Here is an 18,986-nt window from a genome sequence, read left to right on the forward strand (position 1 = left end):
AATGTGGTTCTCGAAGGAACTTAAACTGGGGTGGTCCATGGGGGTGATTTCTCGTCAGCCGCACATGCGGCGCGGGGATAGTAACCATGTAGGCAAGGCTTAAATACCCCTTCCGGCAAAATCAGAAACGTCCTACAAATCGCCGGCCAGACGCACGTGGTCGTTCCTGGCATTCCATCCGGCCGCCAGCGGTGTAGAATCGAGCTATTCATCGCCAATCATCCCCCGGCGGGTTTATGAGCTCCGGTCGAGCGCGCAGCGATCCTGCAGCGTCACCGACCTCATCCGCAGTGGCAGCTACCTGTCGCCGCTGCAAAGGACAAGAGAAGCTCACTCCCTTACTGATACCTGATTAGCCGCCCGGAGTGCTCCATGCCTGACTATCGCTCGAAAACGTCCACCCACGGCCGCAACATGGCCGGCGCCCGCGCCCTGTGGCGCGCCACGGGGATGAAGGACGCCGACTTCAAGAAGCCGATCATCGCCATCGCCAACTCGTTCACCCAGTTCGTCCCGGGCCACGTGCACCTGAAGGACCTGGGCCAGCTGGTAGCCCGCGAGATCGAACGCGCCGGTGGCGTGGCCAAGGAATTCAACACCATCGCCGTCGACGACGGCATCGCCATGGGCCATGACGGCATGCTGTATTCGCTGCCGAGCCGCGAGATCATCGCCGACTCCGTGGAATACATGGTCAACGCCCACTGCGCCGACGCCATCGTCTGCATCTCCAACTGCGACAAGATCACCCCCGGCATGCTGATGGCCGCCCTGCGCCTGAACATCCCGGTGATCTTCGTCTCCGGCGGCCCGATGGAAGCCGGCAAGACCAAGCTCGCCAGCCACGGCCTGGACCTGGTGGACGCCATGGTCATCGCCGCCGACTCCAGCGCTTCTGACGAGAAAGTCGCCGAGTACGAGCGTAGCGCCTGCCCTACCTGCGGTTCGTGCTCGGGCATGTTCACCGCCAACTCCATGAACTGCCTGACCGAAGCCCTGGGCCTGGCCCTGCCGGGCAACGGTTCGACCCTGGCCACCCACAGCGACCGCGAGCAGTTGTTCCTGCAGGCTGGCCGCACCATCGTCGAGCTGTGCCAGCGCTACTACGGCGAGAACGACGAGTCGGTGCTGCCGCGCAACATCGCCAACTTCAAGGCGTTCGAGAACGCCATGATGCTGGACATCGCCATGGGCGGTTCGACCAACACCATCCTGCACCTGCTGGCCGCCGCCCAGGAAGCCGAGCTGGCGTTTGACCTGCGCGATATCGACCGTCTGTCCCGCGTGGTGCCGCAGCTGTGCAAAGTGGCGCCGAACATCCAGAAGTACCACATGGAAGACGTGCACCGCGCCGGCGGCATCTTCAGCATCCTCGGTTCGCTGGCCCGTGGCGGCCTGCTGCACACCGACCTGCCGACCGTGCACAGCCGCAGCATGGAAGAAGCCATCGCCAAGTGGGACATCACCCAGACCAACGACGAAGCGGTGCACCACTTCTTCAAGGCAGGCCCGGCCGGCATCCCGACCCAGACCGCCTTCAGCCAGTCGACCCGCTGGGAAACCCTGGACGACGACCGCGAGAACGGCTGCATCCGCAGCTTCGAGCACGCCTATTCGAAAGAGGGCGGCCTGGCCGTGCTGTACGGCAACATCGCCCTGGACGGCTGCGTGGTGAAGACCGCCGGCGTGGATGAGTCCATCCATGTGTTCGAAGGCAACGCCAAGATCTTCGAAAGCCAGGACAGCGCCGTGCGCGGCATCCTCGCCGACGAAGTGAAGGAAGGCGACATCGTCATCATCCGCTACGAAGGCCCGAAAGGCGGCCCGGGCATGCAGGAAATGCTGTACCCCACCTCGTACCTGAAGTCCAAGGGCCTGGGCAAGGCCTGCGCCCTGCTGACCGACGGTCGCTTCTCGGGTGGTACCTCGGGCCTGTCCATCGGCCACGCTTCGCCGGAAGCAGCGGCGGGCGGCGCCATCGGCCTGGTGCAGGACGGCGACAAGGTGCTGATCGACATTCCGAACCGTTCGATCAACCTGCTGGTCAGCGATGAAGAACTGGCGGCACGCCGCGTGGAACAGGACAAGAAAGGCTGGAAGCCCGCCGAAGTCCGCCCACGCAAGGTGACCACCGCGCTGAAGGCCTACGCCCTGCTGGCGACCAGCGCCGACAAGGGCGCGGTGCGTAACAAGGCGATGCTGGACGGGCTGTAATAGACGACCGGTGGGAGCTGGCTTGCCAGCGAGATTTTCGGGCCTCCCCAAAACTCGCTGGCAAGCCAGCTCCCACATCAGCGATCACCCCGGAATTATGTGAACTTCACTGGATTTCCTCGGGTTTCACGATCACCCAATTCTTGTCCGCCGTCACCGGCAACCCTTCCTTGGCCTGCGCCGCCGCGTTCTTGCTGATCATGCCGTTCAGCTGGTCCATGTACTTGGCCTTGCGGTTCACCCACAGGTGCACCCCGCCCTTGGCCACGTCCACGCTGTGGAACAGCATGTAGCCGTCGCTCGACGGCGTGTCACCGCCTACCAGCACCGGTTTCTTCCACTGATCGATATAGGTCAGGATCGCCGCCTGCTTGCCTGCCATCCAGGTGGCCGGGGTCCACAGGTACGGGGTCAGCTCCATGCCCATGTTGGCCTTGGGGTCATACTTGCCGGCTTCGATCTGCTTGCGCGCGGTAGTCAGCTCGCCGGTCTTGGGGTCCTTGAGCAAGGTGCTCACGCCAATCACGTTCTGCGGCTTCACGTTGTAGCCATACTTGGGGTCGGCCGCCACCATGCGCACCAGCTCCTCCGAGGCCGCCGTCACCACGTACACCTCGATGCCGTTCTCCATCAGCTTGTTGTACAGCTCGGCCTGGCCAGTGAACACCTTGGGCGGCTCGACGTTCATGGTCTTCACCACATCGCCCTCGAAATAGGTGGCTGGCACCGGCTTGCCCGAAGCCATCATCTCGTCCACGTAGCCCTTGAGCTGGGTCAGGGTGAAGCCAGAGAACACCTGCGCCACCCACGGGTAGCAGACCATGTCATCCACTTCGCACAGGCGGTAGTAGTAGCTGAACAGGCTTTCCTTGTGGCCGGCAGTGTCCTTGAACGGGATCAGCTTCAGCGACGGGTCGAGTTTCTCGCGGGTCAGCACACCCTTGTTTTCCAGGTACGGCAGCAGCGACTCTTCCAGGTCGTAGCGGTAGCTGGTGTTGTCCATGTCGAACACCGCGTAGTTGCCCTTGTGGGCATTGGCCGCGATCATCGCGTCGAGCTGTTTGGCCTGGGCCTCAGGCCAGTGCTTGAGTTCGGTGGCGAAGACCGGGCTGGCCAACGCCAGGCCCAGGGTGACGGCAATCAGGTTACGCAGTGGCTTCATCGGTGGTGCTCCCCAGAGTGATGCACGGACCCTAGCAAATGCTCATGACAACTCTGGCGCGAACACGACCGCCAGGGGCCCGATCGCGCCACGCGCTTGCCTGTAAACGCCACCCTCTTATTCCAAAAACGACTTAGCTCATGCGAACTTCGTATAAATGACAGAAAATTCAGGGTGTTAGAGTTTGTGGTTGGCCAGCGCCCATCAGAGGCGCAAGCGCCGGAATCAATTCCCCTGGAGCTTCAATGAACCTGCCCTTGCTACTCAACCTGCTGGTGTTCCTGGCCCTGCTGCTAGGCCTGGCGCAAACCAGCCGCACCTCATTCAGCCTGGCGAAAAAGGTCCTCGTCGGCCTGGCGCTGGGCGTGCTGTTCGGCAGCGCCCTGCACGCCATCTACGGCCAGGGCAGCCCGCTGCTGAAAACCACCATTGGCTGGCTGGACCTGGTGGGCAACGGTTATGTGCAGCTGCTGCAGATGATCGTGATGCCGCTGATCTTCGCCTCCATCCTCAGCGCCGTGGCGCGCCTGCACAACGCCTCGTCCCTGGGCAAGATCAGCTTCCTGACCATCGGCGTGCTGCTGTTCACCACGGCCGTTGCCGCGCTGATCGGCGTGGGCCTGACCAACCTGTTCGGCCTCACCGCCGAGGGCCTGGTGGCCGGCACCCAGGAACTGGCGCGCATGCAGGCGATCCAGAGCGACTACGTGGGCAAGGTCAACGACCTCAACATCCCGCAGCTGCTGCTGTCCTTCGTGCCGCAGAACCCGGTGGCCGACCTGGCCCGGGCCAAGCCGACCTCGATCATCAGCGTGGTGATTTTCGCCGCCTTCCTCGGCGTGGCCGCCCTGCAACTGCTCAAGGATGACGCCGAGAAAGGCGCGAAAGTGGTCAGCGCCATCGAGACCCTGCAAGCCTGGGTAACCCGCCTGGTGCGCCTGGTTATGAAGCTGACGCCCTACGGCGTGATGGCGCTGATGGCCAAGGTGGTCGCCAGCTCCAACCTGCAGGACATCCTCAAGCTGGGCAGCTTCGTGCTGGTGTCGTACATCGGCCTGGCGCTGATGTTCATGGTGCACGGCGTGCTGCTGAGCATCGCCGGCGTGCACCCGCTGCGCTTCTTCCGCAAGGTGTGGCCGGTGCTGACGTTCGCCTTCACCAGCCGCTCCAGCGCGGCCACCATCCCGCTGAGCATCGAGGCGCAAACCCAGCGCCTGGGCATTCCGCAGGCCATCGCCAGCTTCGCCGCCTCGTTCGGCGCCACCATCGGCCAGAACGGTTGCGCGGGCCTGTACCCGGCCATGCTGGCGGTGATGGTGGCACCCACCGTGGGCATCAACCCGCTGGACCCGATGTGGATTGCCACCCTGGTGGCGATCGTGACCCTGAGCTCGGCCGGCGTGGCGGGCGTGGGCGGTGGCGCGACGTTCGCGGCGCTGATCGTGCTGCCAGCCATGGGGCTGCCGGTGTCGCTGGTGGCGCTGCTGATTTCGGTGGAGCCGCTGATCGACATGGGCCGCACGGCGCTGAACGTCAGCGGTTCGATGACGGCCGGCACCATTGCCAGCCAGGTGTTGCAGCAGACCGATCGGGCGCTGCTGGATGCCGACGAGCACGCCGAGCTGGCGCACCGGTAAACGCTTGTGGGAGCTGGCTTGCCAGCGAGCTGTTGAGGCCCCGAAAAGCTCGCTGGCAAGCCAGCTCCCACAAAGGCAGGCGCGGCGAAAGGTTAGCGGCGGTCCCAGACTTCGAAGGCGTACGCCGGGGCATCGCCCACGGCAGGGTTTTCGGTGTTCGAGACCAGCAGCCACTGGGTCTCGTCGTATTCAGGGAACCAGGCATCGCCCGCCGGGCTGGCCGCCACGCGGGTCAGGTACAGGCGGTCGGCCAGGTCCAGCCCTTGCGCATACAGCTGCGCCCCACCAATCAACATCAGCTCCGTGGCGCCATTGGCCTGGGCCCAGGCCTCGGCGCGGGCGATGGCGGCTTCCAGCGACGGGTACACCTCGGCGCCTTCCAGCACCAGGCCTTCCTGGCGGCTGACCACGATGTTCAGCCGGCCCGGCAGCGGCCGGCCCAGCGAATCCCAGGTCTTGCGGCCCATGATGATCGGCTTGCCCAGGGTGGTGGCCTTGAAGTATTTGAAATCACCCGGCAGGTGCCAGGGCATGCTGTTGTCGATGCCGATGACGCGGTTCTGCGCGAGCGCCGCGATCAGGCTGAGGGGGAGTGTATTTTTCATCCCGCGAGGATAGCAGAGCACGGGGCCTCGCTGGGTTATGCTCTGGGCTGGTTTGATCAATGGATGGTGGCGTGACAGCACTGGACACTCTCTGGCTTACCGAAGCCATACGCCTGCGCGAAGAGCAGGCCGGCCCCCTGGACGACCAGGAGGCCAACCGCCGCGCCCGCCAACAGGGCGGCGACCTGGCCGCGCGGGTGCAGCACCGGGCCCTGTGGCTGGCCGAACGCGACGGCCTGCTGCCCGCCCTGCGCCACTGGAAGCAGGGCGCGCGCCTGAGCGTGATGCTGCTGGCGGTGCTGGTTATTTTCAGCGGCGCCGGCCTGGCCTTCGCCGCCCTGGGCAACGGCCCGGTCAACGTCTTCTGGGCGCTGGGCAGCCTGCTGGGGCTGAACTGGATTCTGCTGCTGGGCTGGCTCAGCGGCCTGCTGCTGGCCGGAGAACACACGGCCAGCCTGGGCCGCCTGTGGATGTGGCTCAGCGCCCGGCTGGCGCGCGACGCCAACGCCGTGCACCTGGGCCCGGCGCTGGTGGTGCTGTTGCAACGCCAGCGCCTCAACCGCTGGGTGCTCGGTGCGCTGGTGAATGGCCTGTGGCTGCTGGCCCTGGGCAGCGCGCTGGTGATCCTGCTGCTGTTGCTGGCCACCCGGCGCTACGGCTTCGTCTGGGAAACCACCATTCTAAGCCCCGACACCTTCGTGGCCATGACCCGCGGCCTGGGCGCCCTGCCCGCGCTGCTGGGCTTCAACGTGCCGGACGTCGACACCATCCGCGCCAGCGGCGACAGCGTGCTGGCCGTGGACAGCGCTCGGCAAGCCTGGGCCGGCTGGCTGTTGGGCGTGCTGGTGGTGTTCGGCATCGTCCCGCGGCTGCTGCTGGCCCTGGCCTGCTGGGGGCGTTGGCGCCTGGGGCGCAAGCGCTTGCAGCTGGACCTGAGCCTGCCCGGCCACGCCGAACTGCGCGAGCCACTGATGCCCAGCAGCGAACGCCTGGGCGTCAACGACAGCGCCCCGGCGCAGTTGCACGAAGTGCCGGCGCCGCTGGCCGGGGCAACTACCGGCGGCGCGCTGCTGGTGGGCCTGGAACTCGATGACCAGCAGCCCTGGCCGCCCGCCCTGCCCGCCACGGTGGGCGATGCCGGGGTCCTCGACAGCCGCGAATCACGCCGGCGCCTGCTCGACCAGCTGGCGCGCTATCCCGCCGCGCGCCTGGCCATCGCCTGCGACCCGCGCCGCTCACCCGACCGCGGGAGCCTGGGGCTGATCGCCGAACTGGCGCGCAGCGCCGGCCATACCCGCATCTGGCTGCTACCCGCGCCTGCCGGCCAGCAGCTGGATGCCGAGCGCCTCGACGACTGGCACCAGGCCCTGGCCCGGCTGGGCCTCGACGTGGTGGCAAGCCTGCCCCTGACCTGGCTGGAGACCGGCAATGACCAAGCCTCTTAAGCTGGCCGTGGTCGGCCACACTAACGTCGGCAAGACCTCGCTGCTGCGCACCCTCACCCGTGACGTCGGCTTTGGCGAGGTCTCCCACCGCCCCAGCACCACCCGCCACGTGGAGGGCGCGCGGCTGTCGGTGGACGGCGAGGCGTTGCTGGAGCTGTACGACACCCCCGGCCTTGAAGACGCCATCGCCCTGCTCGACTACCTGGAGCGCCTGGACCGCCCCGGCGAGCGCCTGGACGGCCCGGCGCGCACCGAACGCTTCCTGCAAGGCAGCGAGGCCCGCCAGCGTTTCGAACAGGAAGCCAAGGTGCTGCGCCAGCTGCTGGCCAGCGACGCCGGCCTGTACGTGATCGACGCCCGCGAGCCGGTGCTGGCCAAGTACCGCGACGAACTGGAAGTGCTCAACGGTTGCGGCAAGCCGCTGCTGCCGGTGCTCAACTTCGTCGCCAGCCCCGGCCACCGCGAGGAACAGTGGCGCGAAGCCCTGGCGCGCCTGGGCCTGCACGCGCTGGTGCGCTTCGACAGCGTGGCACCGCCGGAAGATGGCGAGCGGCGCCTGTATGAAAGCCTGGCGCTGCTGCTGGAACATGCGCGCCCCAGCCTGCAACGGCTGATCGACGACCAGCAGGCCCAGCGCCTGGCGCGCCGCCAGCGGGCACGCGCGCTGATTGCCGAACTGTTGATCGACTGCGCCGCCTGCCGCCGCAGCGTGGCCGCCGACCGCGAAGGCGTGGACGCTGCCATCGCCGCCCTGCGCGAAGCAGTGCGCCAGCGCGAACAGAAATGCGTGCAGGCGCTGCTCAAGCTCTACGCCTTCCGCCTGGAAGACGCCGCCGCCAGCGACCTGCCCCTGCTGGACGGGCGCTGGGGCGACGACCTGTTCAACCCCGAGACGCTCAAACAGCTGGGCGTGAAAGTCGGGGGCGGGATAGCTGCAGGCGCGGCGGCCGGCGCCGGCGTCGATCTGCTGGTAGGCGGTATCACCCTGGGCCTGGCAGCCCTGGCTGGCGCCATCGCCGGCGGCGCGTTGCAGACCGCCCGCGGCTACGGCGGCCGGCTGTTGGGCAAGCTCAAGGGCCAGCGCGAGCTGACCGTGGACGACAACGTGCTACGCCTGCTGGCCTTGCGCCAACGGCAGCTGCTGGAAGCACTGGACGCGCGCGGGCACGCGGCCATGGGCAGCATCGAGGTCGCCGTGCCCCAGGACAAGAGCTGGCGCGAGGGCAAGCTGCCCGAACCGCTGGGCAAGGCCCGCGCGCACCCGCAGTGGTCCACCCTCAACCCCCACCCGCGCCCCAACCAGCCCGAACGCCACGAACAGATCGAGCACCTGAGTACAGAACTCTGACTCTGTAGCCGCTGCCGACAGGCTGCGCTGGCCATCACCCACACTGAAGATCTCCGGTGTACATGCGGGCCAGCGCAGCCTTCGGCAGCGGCTACGCGTTCATTACAGGCCATCCAGGCCGTGCGGGGCCTCGCCCAGCAGGTCGGCAACGTTACACTCCGCCAGCGCCGGCCCCACGCTCATGCCCACGCCCGTGTGCATCAGCGCCGAACTCAAGCCCGGCGCCACCCGCAGCAACGAGAACGGCTTGCTGCCCTTGGCGCCATACACGCCCTGCCAGCGCTCCACCACCTTGAGCTTGCCACCCAGCGTGTGCTCGGCCAGCTCGATCATCCAGTCATCCACCTGTTCGGCGTTGAACGGCGACGCGTCACGGCCATAGTGGTGGGAGTCGCCGATGATCAGCTCGCGGTACGGCGTGGGGCTGACCAACAGGTGAATGCCCTGCTCCACCAGGTGCGGGCTGTCCTGCTGCACCTGGGCCTGCAGGGCCCGGGTCTCCGGCAGGCCCTCGAACGCGCCGTAGTGCAGGCAGCTCAAGCCGGTGAGCACCGCCTGCTGCAGGTCCAGTTCGAACTGCGGGCGCACGCGCAGCATCTGCAGGCGGCACACCTGCGGCTGCAAGGCCGCCATGGCGTCGCTGAGCAGGGTCTGGTAGTCGTGGCCCGAACACACCACAATGTGCGAGCCGGTAAAGGTGCCCGCCGTGCTGCGCAGCTTGCCCGGTTCCACGTCGCGCACCAGGGTGGAGAAGTGGAACTCCACGCCCTGCCCGCGCAGGAACTCCACCAGCGCCGGAATCGCCTCACGCGAATACAGCTGCTGGTCATCCAGCCCCAGCAAGGCCGCGTGGTGGTGGCGGAACTGGCCGTTGTACAACTGGTTCAGGGCCTCGCCCTGCAACAGCTCCACCCGGTAGCCGTGCTCCACCGCGCGCTCGGCGCAGAAGCGCTCGAGCAACTGGTGTTCCAGCTCGTTGCGGGCGAACAGCAGGGAGCCGTTGCGTTTCAGGGCGAACCCGGCCTGCTCGGCCCAGTGCGCCCACAGGCTGCGGCTGGCCTTGGCCAGGGCATGCATCTGGCCCACGGGCTGGCCGGTGACCAGCGCCTGGCCGAAATTGCGCACCGACGCCCCCAGGGGCGTGGCGCTGCGTTCGAACACGCGGACCTTGAGGCCGCGCCTGGCGGCGGCGTAGGCATGGGACAAGCCCAGGATGCCGGCGCCGACGATGAGCATGTCGCTGTGTTGGGTCATGGGAACGCCTCCCTGGAATTACTGGGCCGCAACCTTCTCGGACTTGCCGTCATAGCGCTTGCGCCATTCGGTCAGGATGCTGTCGCGGTTCTTCGACGCCCAGCTGAAGTCGTTCTTGATCAGGCGCTGTTCGTAGTCGGCCGGCAGTTCGGTCTGCGGCTTGGCGATGCCCGGCTGGGCCAGCACGGCGAAGTTTTCCTTGTACAGTTCCATGGCCGCGGGGCTGGCGGAGAAGTCGGCGAGTTTCTTCGCGGCTTCTTCATGAGGGGTGCCCTTGATCACTGCGGTGGCTTCGATTTCCCAGCCCAGGCCTTCCTTCGGCAGGATGATGTCCAGCGGCGCGCCCTGGCGCTTGAGCTGCACGGCCGGGTATTCGAACGAGATGCCGATCGGGAACTCGCCCGAGGCCGCCAGCTTGCAGGGCTTGGAGCCGGAGTGCACGTACTGGCCGATGTTCTGGTGCAGGTCGTCCATGTACTTCCAGCCCTGCTTCTCGCCGTAGGTCTGCAGCCAGGCGCTGACGTCCAGGAAGCCGGTGCCCGACGAGGCCGGGTTCGGCATCACGATCTTGCCCTTGTACTCGGGCTTGGTCAGGTCCTGCCAGCTCACCGGCTTGGTCAGGCCCTGCTTCTCGGCTTCCACGGTGTTGAAGCAGATGGTGGCGGCCCACACGTCCATGCCTACCCACTTGGGTGGGTTGGCGGCGTCACGGTAGTTCGCGCCGATCTTGCCCAGGTCTTTCGGCGAGTAGGCTTCGAGCATGCCCTGCTGGTCGAGGATGGCCAGGCTGGAGGCCGCCAGGCCCCACACCGCGTCGGCCTGCGGGCGGTCTTTCTCGGCCAGCAGCTTGGCGGTGACGATACCGGTGGAGTCACGCACCCACTTGATCTCGATGTCGGGGTTGGCTTTCTCGAACGCGTCCTTGTAGGTGGTCAGCTGCTCCGGCTCCAGGGCCGTGTAGACGGTCAGTTGGGTAGTGGCTGCGCTGGCCTGCAGGCTGAAAGCGGCAACAACGGCAGCGACAAGAGCAAGTGGCTTGAACATGGTGCGGTTCCTGAGTCAGTTGGAGGTCAGTGGGTGTGCAATCAAAGGCCCTGGCGCCAGGCCTGGGACCGGCGCAGCAAGCCGCGCGAGGCCCAGGCCAGCAGCAGCGACACGGCGGCCGAGGTCAGCAGAATCAAGGTGGACATGGCCGCGGCGCCGCCAACGTTGCCGGCGTCGTCCATGTTCAGCACCGCCACCGCCGCCAGGATGGTGTCGGGGCTGTAGAGGAAGATGGCCGCCGACACCGTGGTCATGGCCGAGACGAACAGGTAGCGGATGATGTCCAGCAGCGCCGGCAGGCAGATGGGCACGGTCACCCGCAGGTAATGCCGGTACAGCGGCGCCTTGAGCGACAGCGCCGCGGCTTCGAACTCGCCGTCCAGCTGGCGCAGGGCCGTAGTGGCGGTCATTTGCGCGGTGGTCATGTAGTGGGCCACGGTGCACACGACCAGCAAGGTCATGGTGCCGTAGAACACATGCAGCGGGTTGCCGCCCAGGTTGAAGAAGAATACGTAGCCCAGGCCCAGCACCAGGCCGGGCACGGCCATGGGCACGAAGCTGAGCATGCGCAGCAGCAGGTTCAGGCGGCGCAGGCCCTGGGTTTTTTCCATCAGGTAGGCGCCGGTGAAAATCACCGCGCTGCCGATCAGCGCCGTGCCCACGGCCATCTTCACGCTGTTGCTGTAGGCCAGCCAGCCGCCGCCGGCGGTGGTGTTGAACTGGTAATGCACCAGCGACAGCGACAGGTTGTAGGGCCAGAACTTCACCAGCGACGAGTACACCGCCATACCCACCACCAGCAGCAGCGCCGCACACACCAGCAGCACCACTACCAGGTAGCAGCCATCGCGCAGCCGCGAAGGCGCTGGGCGGAACACCTGGGCGCGGCCGTTCATGGCCTCGCCGTGACGGCGGCGCAGCCAGGCGTCGACGCCGAAGCTGAACAGCGCCGGCAGCAGCAGGATCATGCCGATCAAGGCGCCGCGGCCAAATTGCTGCTGGCCCACCACCGCCTTGTAGGCTTCCAGCGCCAACACCTGATAGTCGCCGCCCACCACTACGGGCACGCCGAAATCGGTGATGGTCAGGGTGAACACCAGGCAGAACGCCGCGAACACCGCCTGGCGCGTGGCCGGCCAGGTGATGCTGCGGTAGGCGCGCCAGGGGCTGGCACCCATGCTCGAGGCGGCGTCGAACAGCCGCGCATCGGCCAACGACAGGGCCGACAGCAGAATCATCAGCGCATGCGGGAAGGTGTAGATCACCTCGCCCAGGACGATGCCCCAGAAACCGTAGATATTGTCAGCCACCAGCCCGCGCAGCAGGCCCTGGTTGCCGAACAGGTAGACCAGGGCAATGCCCGGCAGCATCGACGGCGCCAGCAGCGGCAGCAGGGATATGCCACGCCACACCGCCTTGCCGGGGATCAACGTGCGTTGCAGGGCGTAGGCGAACAGGTAGGCCAGCGGCACGACGATGGCGGCCACGCTGAACGACACCTTGAGGCTATTGCCCAGCAGCCAATGGAAATTGTCGCTGGCCACCAGGTCTTGTGCCGCCGCCCAGCCGCCGCCGGCCACCGGGGTGAAGCCGCGCCAGAAGATCGCCAGCAGCGGCATCAGCACTGCCACACAGAGGAACGCCAGCAACAGCAGTTTGCCGCCGACCACGAACAGACGGTCACCCAGGGCAGCCGACGAAGACTGGGCCGGCGCTTTCGCGTCCATCACCGGCAGGCTCATCTGCGCGGCCATCTCAGGCGAACACCTGGAGGCTGCGCGGCGGCAGGGCTACCCAGATGTCCGGGCTGCCCAGGCGCGGCATGGATTCGGGGGCCACTTCGGCCAGCAGCGCGTGGCCGGGGAACTGGTTGAACTCGAAGCTCATGCGGCAGCGGTTGCCCAGGAAGGTGATCTCGCGCACCCGCGCCTGGAACAGGTTTTCCTCGTGCACCGGCGGGTTGACGCTGATGGCCTCCGGGCGGCAGAACAGCCGGCCGCTGTTGGCGCGGCTGGCATCGGGGGCCAGGCGCATGTTCATCCCGCCCACCTGTGCATGGCTGTCGCTGCTACGCTGGAACGGCAGCCAGTTGCCCTGGCCGACGAACTCGGCGACGAACGGCGTGGCCGGCTTGTCGTAGATCTCCTGGGCGGTGGCGTACTGCTCGACCTGGCCGTTGTTCATCACGGCGATGCGGTCGGCCATCAGCATGGCCTCGTCCTGGTTGTGGGTAACCATCAGCGTGGTGATACCCAGCTGGCGTTGCAGCTGGCGCAGCTCGGTGCACAGGTGCTCGCGCACCCGGGCGTCGAGGGCCGACATGGGTTCGTCCAGCAGCAACAGCGACGGCGACGGCGCCAGGGCGCGGGCCAAGGCCACGCGCTGCTGCTGGCCGCCGGACAGCTGGCCGGGGAATTTCTTCTCGCTGCCCAACAAGCCCACCAGCTCCAGCATGTCGCCGACACGCTTGCGCACCTGGTCACGGCTCTGGCCCGACAAGCCGTAGGCAATGTTGGCCTCGACGTTGAGGTTGGGGAACAGCGCGTAGGACTGGAACAGAATGCCGTAGTCGCGGCCCTGGGGCGGCAGCTGGGAGATGTCGCGGTCGCCGATGTACAGCTGGCCCCGGTCCTGGCGCTCCAGGCCGGCAATGCAGCGCAGCAGCGTGGTCTTGCCGCAGCCCGACGGGCCCAGCAGGCACACCAGCTCACCGGCGGCAACGTCCAGCGAGACGTCGTTGAGCGCGGTGAAGGCGCCAAAGCGCTTGTGGATACCACGCACGGACATGTGCGCGCCGTTAGCAGGGGAATGGTTCATGGACGGGACCTCATCTAGCAGATGGGGGCCATCCTAGGCAGCGAATGCGAACGTCCTGTGGCAGTAGGGCAAAAGCTGCCGATAGTGGTATTGGCGGATTTGGGTTGTAACAACGGATCCCGCAAAACCCCGTCTTTTGTGGGAGCTGGCTTGCCAGCGAGCTTTTGGGCGTTTAACAACTCGCTGGCAAGCCAGCTCCCACAAAAGCGACCACTGCTACAGATTCATCAGAGGGACGAGACTTCCTGGGCCAGGCCCAGGAACGCAGCCGGCAGCCGCGCCTGGCGGCGTTCTTTCAGGCAGTACAGGTATTCGTGCATCACCGGCGCGTTGTCGATGGTCAGCACCTTCAGCTCGGGGTTGTGCGGCACCTCGTGGCGGGCGATCAGGCTGACGCCGATGTTGCGCAGCACCGCCTCGCGGATCGACTCGCGGCTGCCGATCTCCAGCACCGTGCCAATGGCCACCTGCTCATCTTTCATCCACTGCTCGGTGAGGCTGCGGGTGGTGGAGCCGCGCTCGCGCATCAGCAGGCACTGCCCGGCCAGGGCGCTGAGCGGCACCTGGTTGTGCACCGCCAAGGGGTGATGCCGGTGCACCGCCAGCACCAGCGGGTCGGTGCCCAGCACCCGGCGGATCAGCCGGGCGTCGTCCACCAGCTGCGAGGACGCGGCCAGGTCCACGCGGTAGTCCTCGAGCATTTCCAGCACCTGCTGGGAGTTGCCGATCTCCATCGACACCTCCACCTGGGGCAGGCGCTCGCGGAAGATCTTCACCAGGTCGAGGATGTAGTAAGGCGCCGTGGCAGCGATGCGCAGGGCGCCCTCGCCCTGGCCGCTGTTGCGCAGGAAGAACTCGATGTCGGCTTCCTGCTGCAGCAGCGCCTTGACCATGGGCAGCAGGCGCGCGCCGTCGTCGCTCAGGGTCAGGCGACGGCCGCCGCGGTAAAACAGCTCCACCGCGTACTGGCTTTCCAGGTGGCGGATCTGCGTGGTCACGGTGGGCTGGCTGAGGCCCAGTTTTTTCGCCGCCAGGGTGATGCTGCCCAGCCGGGCCACCATGTAAAACGCCTTCAGCTCGGCACTCAGCATCACCACCTCATTACTTGCGCAGCAGCCTCAACCCGTTGAAGACCACCAACAGGCTGACGCCCATATCGGCGAACACCGCCATCCACATCGTTGCCACCCCGGCAAAGGTCATTGCCAGGAACACGGCCTTGATCACCAGCGCCAACACGATGTTCTGCATCAGTATCGACCGGGTCTGGCGCGAGAGCCTGACGAACGTCGGGATTTTTCGCAAGTCGTCGTCCATCAGCGCCACGTCGGCGGTCTCGATGGCAGTGTCGGTGCCCGCCGCTGCCATGGCGAAGCCCAGCTCGGCGCGGGCCAGGGCCGGCGCGTCGTTGATACCGTCGCCGACCATGCCCACCCGGTGGCCCTGGGCATACAGCTCTTCGATGGCCTGCAGCTTGTCGGCAGGCAGCAGGTTGCCACGGGCCTGGTCGATACCAACCTGGGCGGCGATGGCGCTGGCAGTGTGGGGGTTGTCGCCGGTCAGCATCAGGGTCTTGATGCCCAGGGCGTGCAGCTGGGCGATGGCCTCGCGGCTGCTGTCCTTGAGGGTGTCGGCCACGGCGAAGAAGGCCAGCGGGCCGCTGGCGTCCAGCAACAGCACCACGCTCTTGCCCTGGCGCTCCAGCACGTCCAGCTGGGCCTCCAGTTGCGGCGAGCACAGGCCCAGCTCTTCCACCAGGCGGTGGTTGCCCAGGTGGTACAGCTGGCCGTTGACGCTACCGCTCACGCCACGCCCGGCCAGGGCCTGGAAGTCCGTCACCTCCAGCAGCGCCTCGCCGGCTTCCAGCGCCGGGCGGGCAATGGCCTGGGACACCGGGTGGTCGGAACGCGCGGCCAGGCTGGCGGCGATCTGCTCGGCAGTGGCGGCATAGGCAGGGTCCAGCGGCACGAAGTCGGTCTGCACCGGTTTGCCATGGGTCAGCGTGCCGGTCTTGTCCAGCGCCAGGAAGTCCAGCTTGTGGCCACCTTCCAGGTACACCCCGCCCTTGATCAGGATGCCCTTGCGCGCCGCCGCGGCCAGGCCGCTGACGATGGTCACCGGGGTGGAGATCACCAGCGCGCACGGGCAGGCGACCACCAGCAGCACCAGCGCGCGGTAGATCCAGTCGAACCAGGCGCCGGCCATGAACAGCGGCGGCAGCACCGCCACGGCCAGGGCCAGGGCGAACACCGCCGGGGTGTACACCCGGGAGAAGTTATCCACAAAGCGCTGGGTTGGGGCGCGGGCACCCTGGGCCTGTTCCACGGCATGAATGATGCGCGCCAGGGTGGAGTTGCTGGCCAGCGCGGTCACCCGGTATTCCAGGGCGCCGGCCTGGTTGATGGTGCCGGCGAACAGCTTGTCGCCCACCGCCTTCTCCACCGGCAGGCTTTCGCCGGTGATGGCCGCCTGATCGACGCTGGATTGCCCGCTGACTACTTCGCCATCGAGGGCAATGCGCTCGCCAGGGCGCACCCGCACGACAGCGTCCAGGGCAATCTTGCGGGCGTCCAGTTCCAGCCACTGGCCGTCGGCCTGGCGCACGGTCGCTTGTTCGGGGGTCAGTTGCAGCAAGCCGCCGATGGCGTTGCGCGCGCGGCTGAGGGAGCGCGCCTCGATCAGCTCGGCCACGGTGAACAGGAACATCACCATGGCCGCTTCCGGCCACTGGCCGATCAGCACTGCGCCGGTGACGGCGATGCTCATCAGCGCGTTGATGTTCAGGTTGCGGTGCTTCAGGGCAATCCAGCCCTTCTTGTAGGTGGTCAGGCCGCCACTGGCAATCGCCAGCAACGCCAGCCCGGCGATCAACCAGCTGGGCGCCAGGCCGCTGAAATGGGCGATTTCCGAGGCCACCGCGGCAACGCCCGACAGCGCCAGCGGCCACCAGGGCTTGCGCACCGGTGCCGGCGCTTCAGGGCTGGCCTGGCCTTGGGCATCCAGGGGCTCGGCGCTCATGCCCAGGCCCGCAATGGCCTCGATAATCACCTCATCGCCGGCTAACGAGTGGCGAACGCCCAGCACCCGGTTGATCAGGTTGAACTCCAGCGCCTCGACGCCGGCCAGCTTGCCCAGGCGGTTCTGGATCAGGGTCTGCTCGGTGGGGCAGTCCATCTGCTCGATGCGGAAGCGGCTCAGGCGCGCGTCGGCACTGGCCGTGGCGCTCAGGCGCACGGTAGCGGCCGGCGCCGGCTGGTCGCTGGCGCAGCAGCTGCCGCCGTGGGCGTGGCCGCGAATGGCGGCGTGCTCATGGGCGTGGCCGTGGTCATGCTTGTGGCTATGGGTTGGCTGCTGGCTCATTGGTCAGGTCCGGTAAAGTGCCTGTTGCCAAGTGAACACCCTGTAGCCACTATAGGGTCAAGCACCTTTGGAGGGCGCAGCCATGAAAATCGGCGAACTGGCCAAGGCCACCGACTGCCAGGTCGAGACCATCCGCTACTACGAGCGCGAGCAATTGCTGCCGCCGCCCGCCCGCAGCGACGGCAACTACCGGCTCTACACCCAGGCCCACGTCGAGCGGCTGACGTTCATCCGCAACTGCCGCACCCTGGACATGACCCTGGACGAAATCCGCAGCCTGCTGACCCTGCGCGACAGCCCCCAGGACCAGTGCGCAAGCGTCAACACCCTGATCGACGAGCACATCCACCACGTGCGTGCGCGCATCGACGGCTTGCAGGCCCTGCAAGCCCAGCTGCTGGAACTGCGCCAGCGCTGCGGCACCGTGGGCGAGAACGACCAGTGCGGCATTCTCCAGCGCCTGGAGGTCAACGGCGCGGTGACAGCGCCCGAGGCCGAACACTCACATGTGGGCCGCAGCCACGGCCACTGACGGTGGCGGGCTGGGCACGGCTTCCAGCACCACTTCTACCCGGCGGTTTTCAGCCCGCCCGGCCACCGTGGCGTTATCCGCCAACGGATGGGTATCGCCAAAGCCCACCGCGCGCAGGCGCTGGCCATCGACGCCGTTGCCCTGCAGGTAGCGCACCACGCTGGCAGCGCGGGCGCTGGACAGCTCCCAATTGGACGGGAAACGCGGGTTCTGGATCTTCTCGGCGTCGGTGTGGCCTTCCACCAGGATCGGCTGGCTGTTCTTGCCCAGCACCGGCAGCAACTGCTGCAAGGCACCGATGCCCGCGCGGCTCAGGTCAGCCTGGCCGGACTCGAACAGCAGCTCGCTGCTCAGGCGAAAGCTCACCGTCTTCTGCGAAATATCCACCTGGATGTCCTTGCCCAGGGCGTCGATGCCCAGGTTTTTTGCCAGGTCCTCGGTGGTCGGCAACGGCGGTGGTGCAGGCGGCGCGGGCGCAGGCTCGGCCTTTGGCACCGTGGCCAGCACCGGCTTCACCACCTGCGGCCGCCCCAGCAGCGCCAGGCCGTGGGGCAGCAGGCCCTGGCCCATGAACGGCAGCGGCGCCACGGTTGGCGGCGGGTTGCCGTGCAGGCGCGTGGTAATCGCCAACATCGCCATGGTCACCACCAGCAGCAGGGTCATCATGTCCAGGTAGGTCATCATCCAGCTGTCGTCGTCGCCCTCGCCGCCCGTGCGCCCCAGGGCCTCCAGTGGCCGGCTCATGGGCGGGCGCTCTCGCCCAGGCGCGGGGTGATGCGCAGCTGTTCGCGGATCTCGTCGGGGTGGTGGCTGACGAAGGTGCCCAGGGTCTCGCGGATCAGGCCGGGGCTGCGCTTGTTGCACATCATCGCCACGCCCTGGATCACCATGTTCATCAGCAGCACGCGCTGCTCGGTGCGCCGCTCCAGCTTCACCGCCACTGGCTTGAGCACCAGGTTGGCCAGCAGCACGCCATACAGGGTGGTCATCAGGCCTACCGACATCTGGTGGCCGATGGTGACCATGTCGCCGTCGCCCAGCACGAACATCAGGTTCACCAGCCCCACCAGGGTGCCGAGCATGCCGAACGCCGGCGCATAGCTGGCCATCACCCGGAACAGCTGCGCCTCGGCGCGTTCCTTGGCGCGCATGCGCACGATGCGCCATTGCAGCAGCTCGATGATCTCGGCTTCCGGGGTCTTGTCGATGACCAACTGCACGCCCGAGCGCAGGAAGGGGTTGCGGGTGTTTGCCAGCACCTTCTCCACCGCCCGCAGGTCGTCGTCCACCCACAGCCGCGCCATGCTCACCAGCTGCTCGATGTCGTCATGGGCATGCACCGGCTCCTTGCGGATCACCGTGGCGAACAGCCCCAGCACCCGGCGCACCTCGCTCAGCGGGTAGCTCAGGCAGGTGGCAGCAAAGGTGCCGATCAGCACGATGCCCAGGCTCGGCAGGTCAAGGAACATCAGCGGGTGTTGCGCCGAAAACAGCAACAGCAAGGCCAGCAGGCCCAGGCCTGACAACAGGCCGATCAGGGTCGAGGGATTCATCACGGGCTCCGGTAA

At 66.9% G+C, this 18,986-nt stretch carries 15 protein-coding genes; 5 read left to right on the top strand and 10 right to left on the bottom strand.

Annotated elements, in window-relative coordinates:
• Positions 1-372 precede the first annotated feature (372 nt).
• A complete protein-coding gene (ilvD, locus tag AC0J42_RS29305; protein WP_473004796.1) occupies positions 373-2,214 on the top strand; it encodes a dihydroxy-acid dehydratase in 1,842 nt (613 codons plus the stop codon).
• Positions 2,215-2,320: 106 nt separating this feature from the next.
• Here the strand turns inward: ilvD and AC0J42_RS29310 are convergent, their stop codons facing one another.
• The gene (locus AC0J42_RS29310) at positions 2,321-3,376 is read right to left on the bottom strand and encodes an HAD family hydrolase (protein ID WP_416427387.1); all 1,056 of its coding nucleotides are present in this window, start codon (positions 3,374-3,376) and stop codon (positions 2,321-2,323) included.
• 245 nt (positions 3,377-3,621) lie between these two features.
• On the opposite strand from AC0J42_RS29310, the gene AC0J42_RS29315 reads away from it, so the two are divergent.
• Positions 3,622-5,013 carry an L-cystine transporter gene (locus tag AC0J42_RS29315; RefSeq protein WP_473004797.1) on the top strand — a complete coding sequence of 464 codons (1,392 nt, stop codon included), beginning with the start codon at positions 3,622-3,624 and terminating at the stop codon, positions 5,011-5,013.
• Between the two features lie 92 nt (positions 5,014-5,105).
• Here AC0J42_RS29315 and AC0J42_RS29320 read toward each other — a convergent pair whose 3' ends face one another.
• Positions 5,106-5,618 (bottom strand): dihydrofolate reductase, encoded by a 513-nt coding sequence (locus tag AC0J42_RS29320; RefSeq protein ID WP_416427389.1) that lies wholly within the window; start codon positions 5,616-5,618, stop codon positions 5,106-5,108.
• A 71-nt stretch (positions 5,619-5,689) separates the two neighbouring features.
• On the opposite strand from AC0J42_RS29320, the gene AC0J42_RS29325 reads away from it, so the two are divergent.
• The gene (locus AC0J42_RS29325; protein WP_473004799.1) at positions 5,690-7,063 is read left to right on the top strand and encodes a DUF2868 domain-containing protein; all 1,374 of its coding nucleotides are present in this window, start codon (positions 5,690-5,692) and stop codon (positions 7,061-7,063) included.
• Positions 7,047-8,411 (top strand): DUF3482 domain-containing protein, encoded by a 1,365-nt coding sequence (locus tag AC0J42_RS29330; RefSeq protein WP_473004800.1) that lies wholly within the window; start codon positions 7,047-7,049, stop codon positions 8,409-8,411. The genes AC0J42_RS29325 and AC0J42_RS29330 overlap by 17 nt, the downstream gene beginning before the upstream one ends.
• 102 nt (positions 8,412-8,513) lie before the next feature.
• Here AC0J42_RS29330 and AC0J42_RS29335 read toward each other — a convergent pair whose 3' ends face one another.
• From AC0J42_RS29335 to AC0J42_RS29360, 6 genes are all read right to left on the bottom strand, one after another.
• Complete coding sequence (locus AC0J42_RS29335) at positions 8,514-9,665, bottom strand: TIGR03364 family FAD-dependent oxidoreductase (RefSeq protein ID WP_473004801.1); 1,152 nt, start codon at positions 9,663-9,665, stop codon at positions 8,514-8,516.
• Positions 9,666-9,683: 18 nt separating this feature from the next.
• The gene (locus AC0J42_RS29340) at positions 9,684-10,709 is read right to left on the bottom strand and encodes a putative 2-aminoethylphosphonate ABC transporter substrate-binding protein (RefSeq protein WP_416421410.1); all 1,026 of its coding nucleotides are present in this window, start codon (positions 10,707-10,709) and stop codon (positions 9,684-9,686) included.
• A 41-nt stretch (positions 10,710-10,750) separates the two neighbouring features.
• Entirely contained in the window at positions 10,751-12,463 is a 1,713-nt protein-coding gene (locus AC0J42_RS29345; protein ID WP_473004802.1) for a putative 2-aminoethylphosphonate ABC transporter permease subunit, read from the bottom strand.
• A gap of 1 nt (position 12,464) precedes the next feature.
• Positions 12,465-13,526: a putative 2-aminoethylphosphonate ABC transporter ATP-binding protein gene (locus tag AC0J42_RS29350; protein WP_473004803.1), complete on the bottom strand. Its 1,062-nt coding sequence runs from the start codon at positions 13,524-13,526 to the stop codon at positions 12,465-12,467.
• Positions 13,527-13,753: 227 nt separating this feature from the next.
• A complete protein-coding gene (locus AC0J42_RS29355; RefSeq protein WP_416421413.1) occupies positions 13,754-14,617 on the bottom strand; it encodes a LysR family transcriptional regulator in 864 nt (287 codons plus the stop codon).
• Between the two features lie 10 nt (positions 14,618-14,627).
• Entirely contained in the window at positions 14,628-16,886 is a 2,259-nt protein-coding gene (locus tag AC0J42_RS29360) for a heavy metal translocating P-type ATPase (protein WP_473004804.1), read from the bottom strand.
• Positions 16,887-16,968: 82 nt separating this feature from the next.
• On the opposite strand from AC0J42_RS29360, the gene cadR reads away from it, so the two are divergent.
• On the top strand, positions 16,969-17,418 hold the full coding sequence (gene cadR, locus AC0J42_RS29365; RefSeq protein ID WP_473004805.1) for a Cd(II)/Pb(II)-responsive transcriptional regulator: 450 nt from the start codon (positions 16,969-16,971) through the stop codon (positions 17,416-17,418).
• Here the strand turns inward: cadR and AC0J42_RS29370 are convergent.
• Both AC0J42_RS29370 and AC0J42_RS29375 read right to left on the bottom strand, forming a co-directional pair.
• Positions 17,389-18,162: an OmpA/MotB family protein gene (locus AC0J42_RS29370; protein ID WP_473004806.1), complete on the bottom strand. Its 774-nt coding sequence runs from the start codon at positions 18,160-18,162 to the stop codon at positions 17,389-17,391. The genes cadR and AC0J42_RS29370 overlap by 30 nt on opposite strands.
• A complete protein-coding gene (locus AC0J42_RS29375; RefSeq protein WP_473004808.1) occupies positions 18,159-18,971 on the bottom strand; it encodes a motility protein A in 813 nt (270 codons plus the stop codon). The genes AC0J42_RS29370 and AC0J42_RS29375 overlap by 4 nt, the downstream gene beginning before the upstream one ends.
• Positions 18,972-18,986: the final 15 nt, after the last annotated feature.

It is taken from the genome of Pseudomonas sp. Tav-5-1A, from assembly GCF_055755055.1.

Excerpts from the sequence above, each read along its gene's own strand:
- ilvD (WP_473004796.1), top strand. The coding sequence starts at position 373 with ATGCCTGACTATCGCTCGAAAACGTCCACCCACGGCCGCAACATGGCC.
- AC0J42_RS29310 (WP_416427387.1), bottom strand. The coding sequence starts at position 3,376 with ATGAAGCCACTGCGTAACCTGATTGCCGTCACCCTGGGCCTGGCGTTG.
- AC0J42_RS29315 (WP_473004797.1), top strand. The coding sequence starts at position 3,622 with ATGAACCTGCCCTTGCTACTCAACCTGCTGGTGTTCCTGGCCCTGCTG.
- AC0J42_RS29320 (WP_416427389.1), bottom strand. The coding sequence starts at position 5,618 with ATGAAAAATACACTCCCCCTCAGCCTGATCGCGGCGCTCGCGCAGAAC.
- AC0J42_RS29330 (WP_473004800.1), top strand. The coding sequence starts at position 7,047 with ATGACCAAGCCTCTTAAGCTGGCCGTGGTCGGCCACACTAACGTCGGC.
- AC0J42_RS29335 (WP_473004801.1), bottom strand. The coding sequence starts at position 9,665 with ATGACCCAACACAGCGACATGCTCATCGTCGGCGCCGGCATCCTGGGC.
- AC0J42_RS29340 (WP_416421410.1), bottom strand. The coding sequence starts at position 10,709 with ATGTTCAAGCCACTTGCTCTTGTCGCTGCCGTTGTTGCCGCTTTCAGC.
- AC0J42_RS29345 (WP_473004802.1), bottom strand. The coding sequence starts at position 12,463 with ATGGCCGCGCAGATGAGCCTGCCGGTGATGGACGCGAAAGCGCCGGCC.
- AC0J42_RS29350 (WP_473004803.1), bottom strand. The coding sequence starts at position 13,526 with ATGAACCATTCCCCTGCTAACGGCGCGCACATGTCCGTGCGTGGTATC.
- AC0J42_RS29355 (WP_416421413.1), bottom strand. The coding sequence starts at position 14,617 with ATGCTGAGTGCCGAGCTGAAGGCGTTTTACATGGTGGCCCGGCTGGGC.
- AC0J42_RS29360 (WP_473004804.1), bottom strand. The coding sequence starts at position 16,886 with ATGAGCCAGCAGCCAACCCATAGCCACAAGCATGACCACGGCCACGCC.
- cadR (WP_473004805.1), top strand. The coding sequence starts at position 16,969 with ATGAAAATCGGCGAACTGGCCAAGGCCACCGACTGCCAGGTCGAGACC.
- AC0J42_RS29370 (WP_473004806.1), bottom strand. The coding sequence starts at position 18,162 with ATGAGCCGGCCACTGGAGGCCCTGGGGCGCACGGGCGGCGAGGGCGAC.
- AC0J42_RS29375 (WP_473004808.1), bottom strand. The coding sequence starts at position 18,971 with ATGAATCCCTCGACCCTGATCGGCCTGTTGTCAGGCCTGGGCCTGCTG.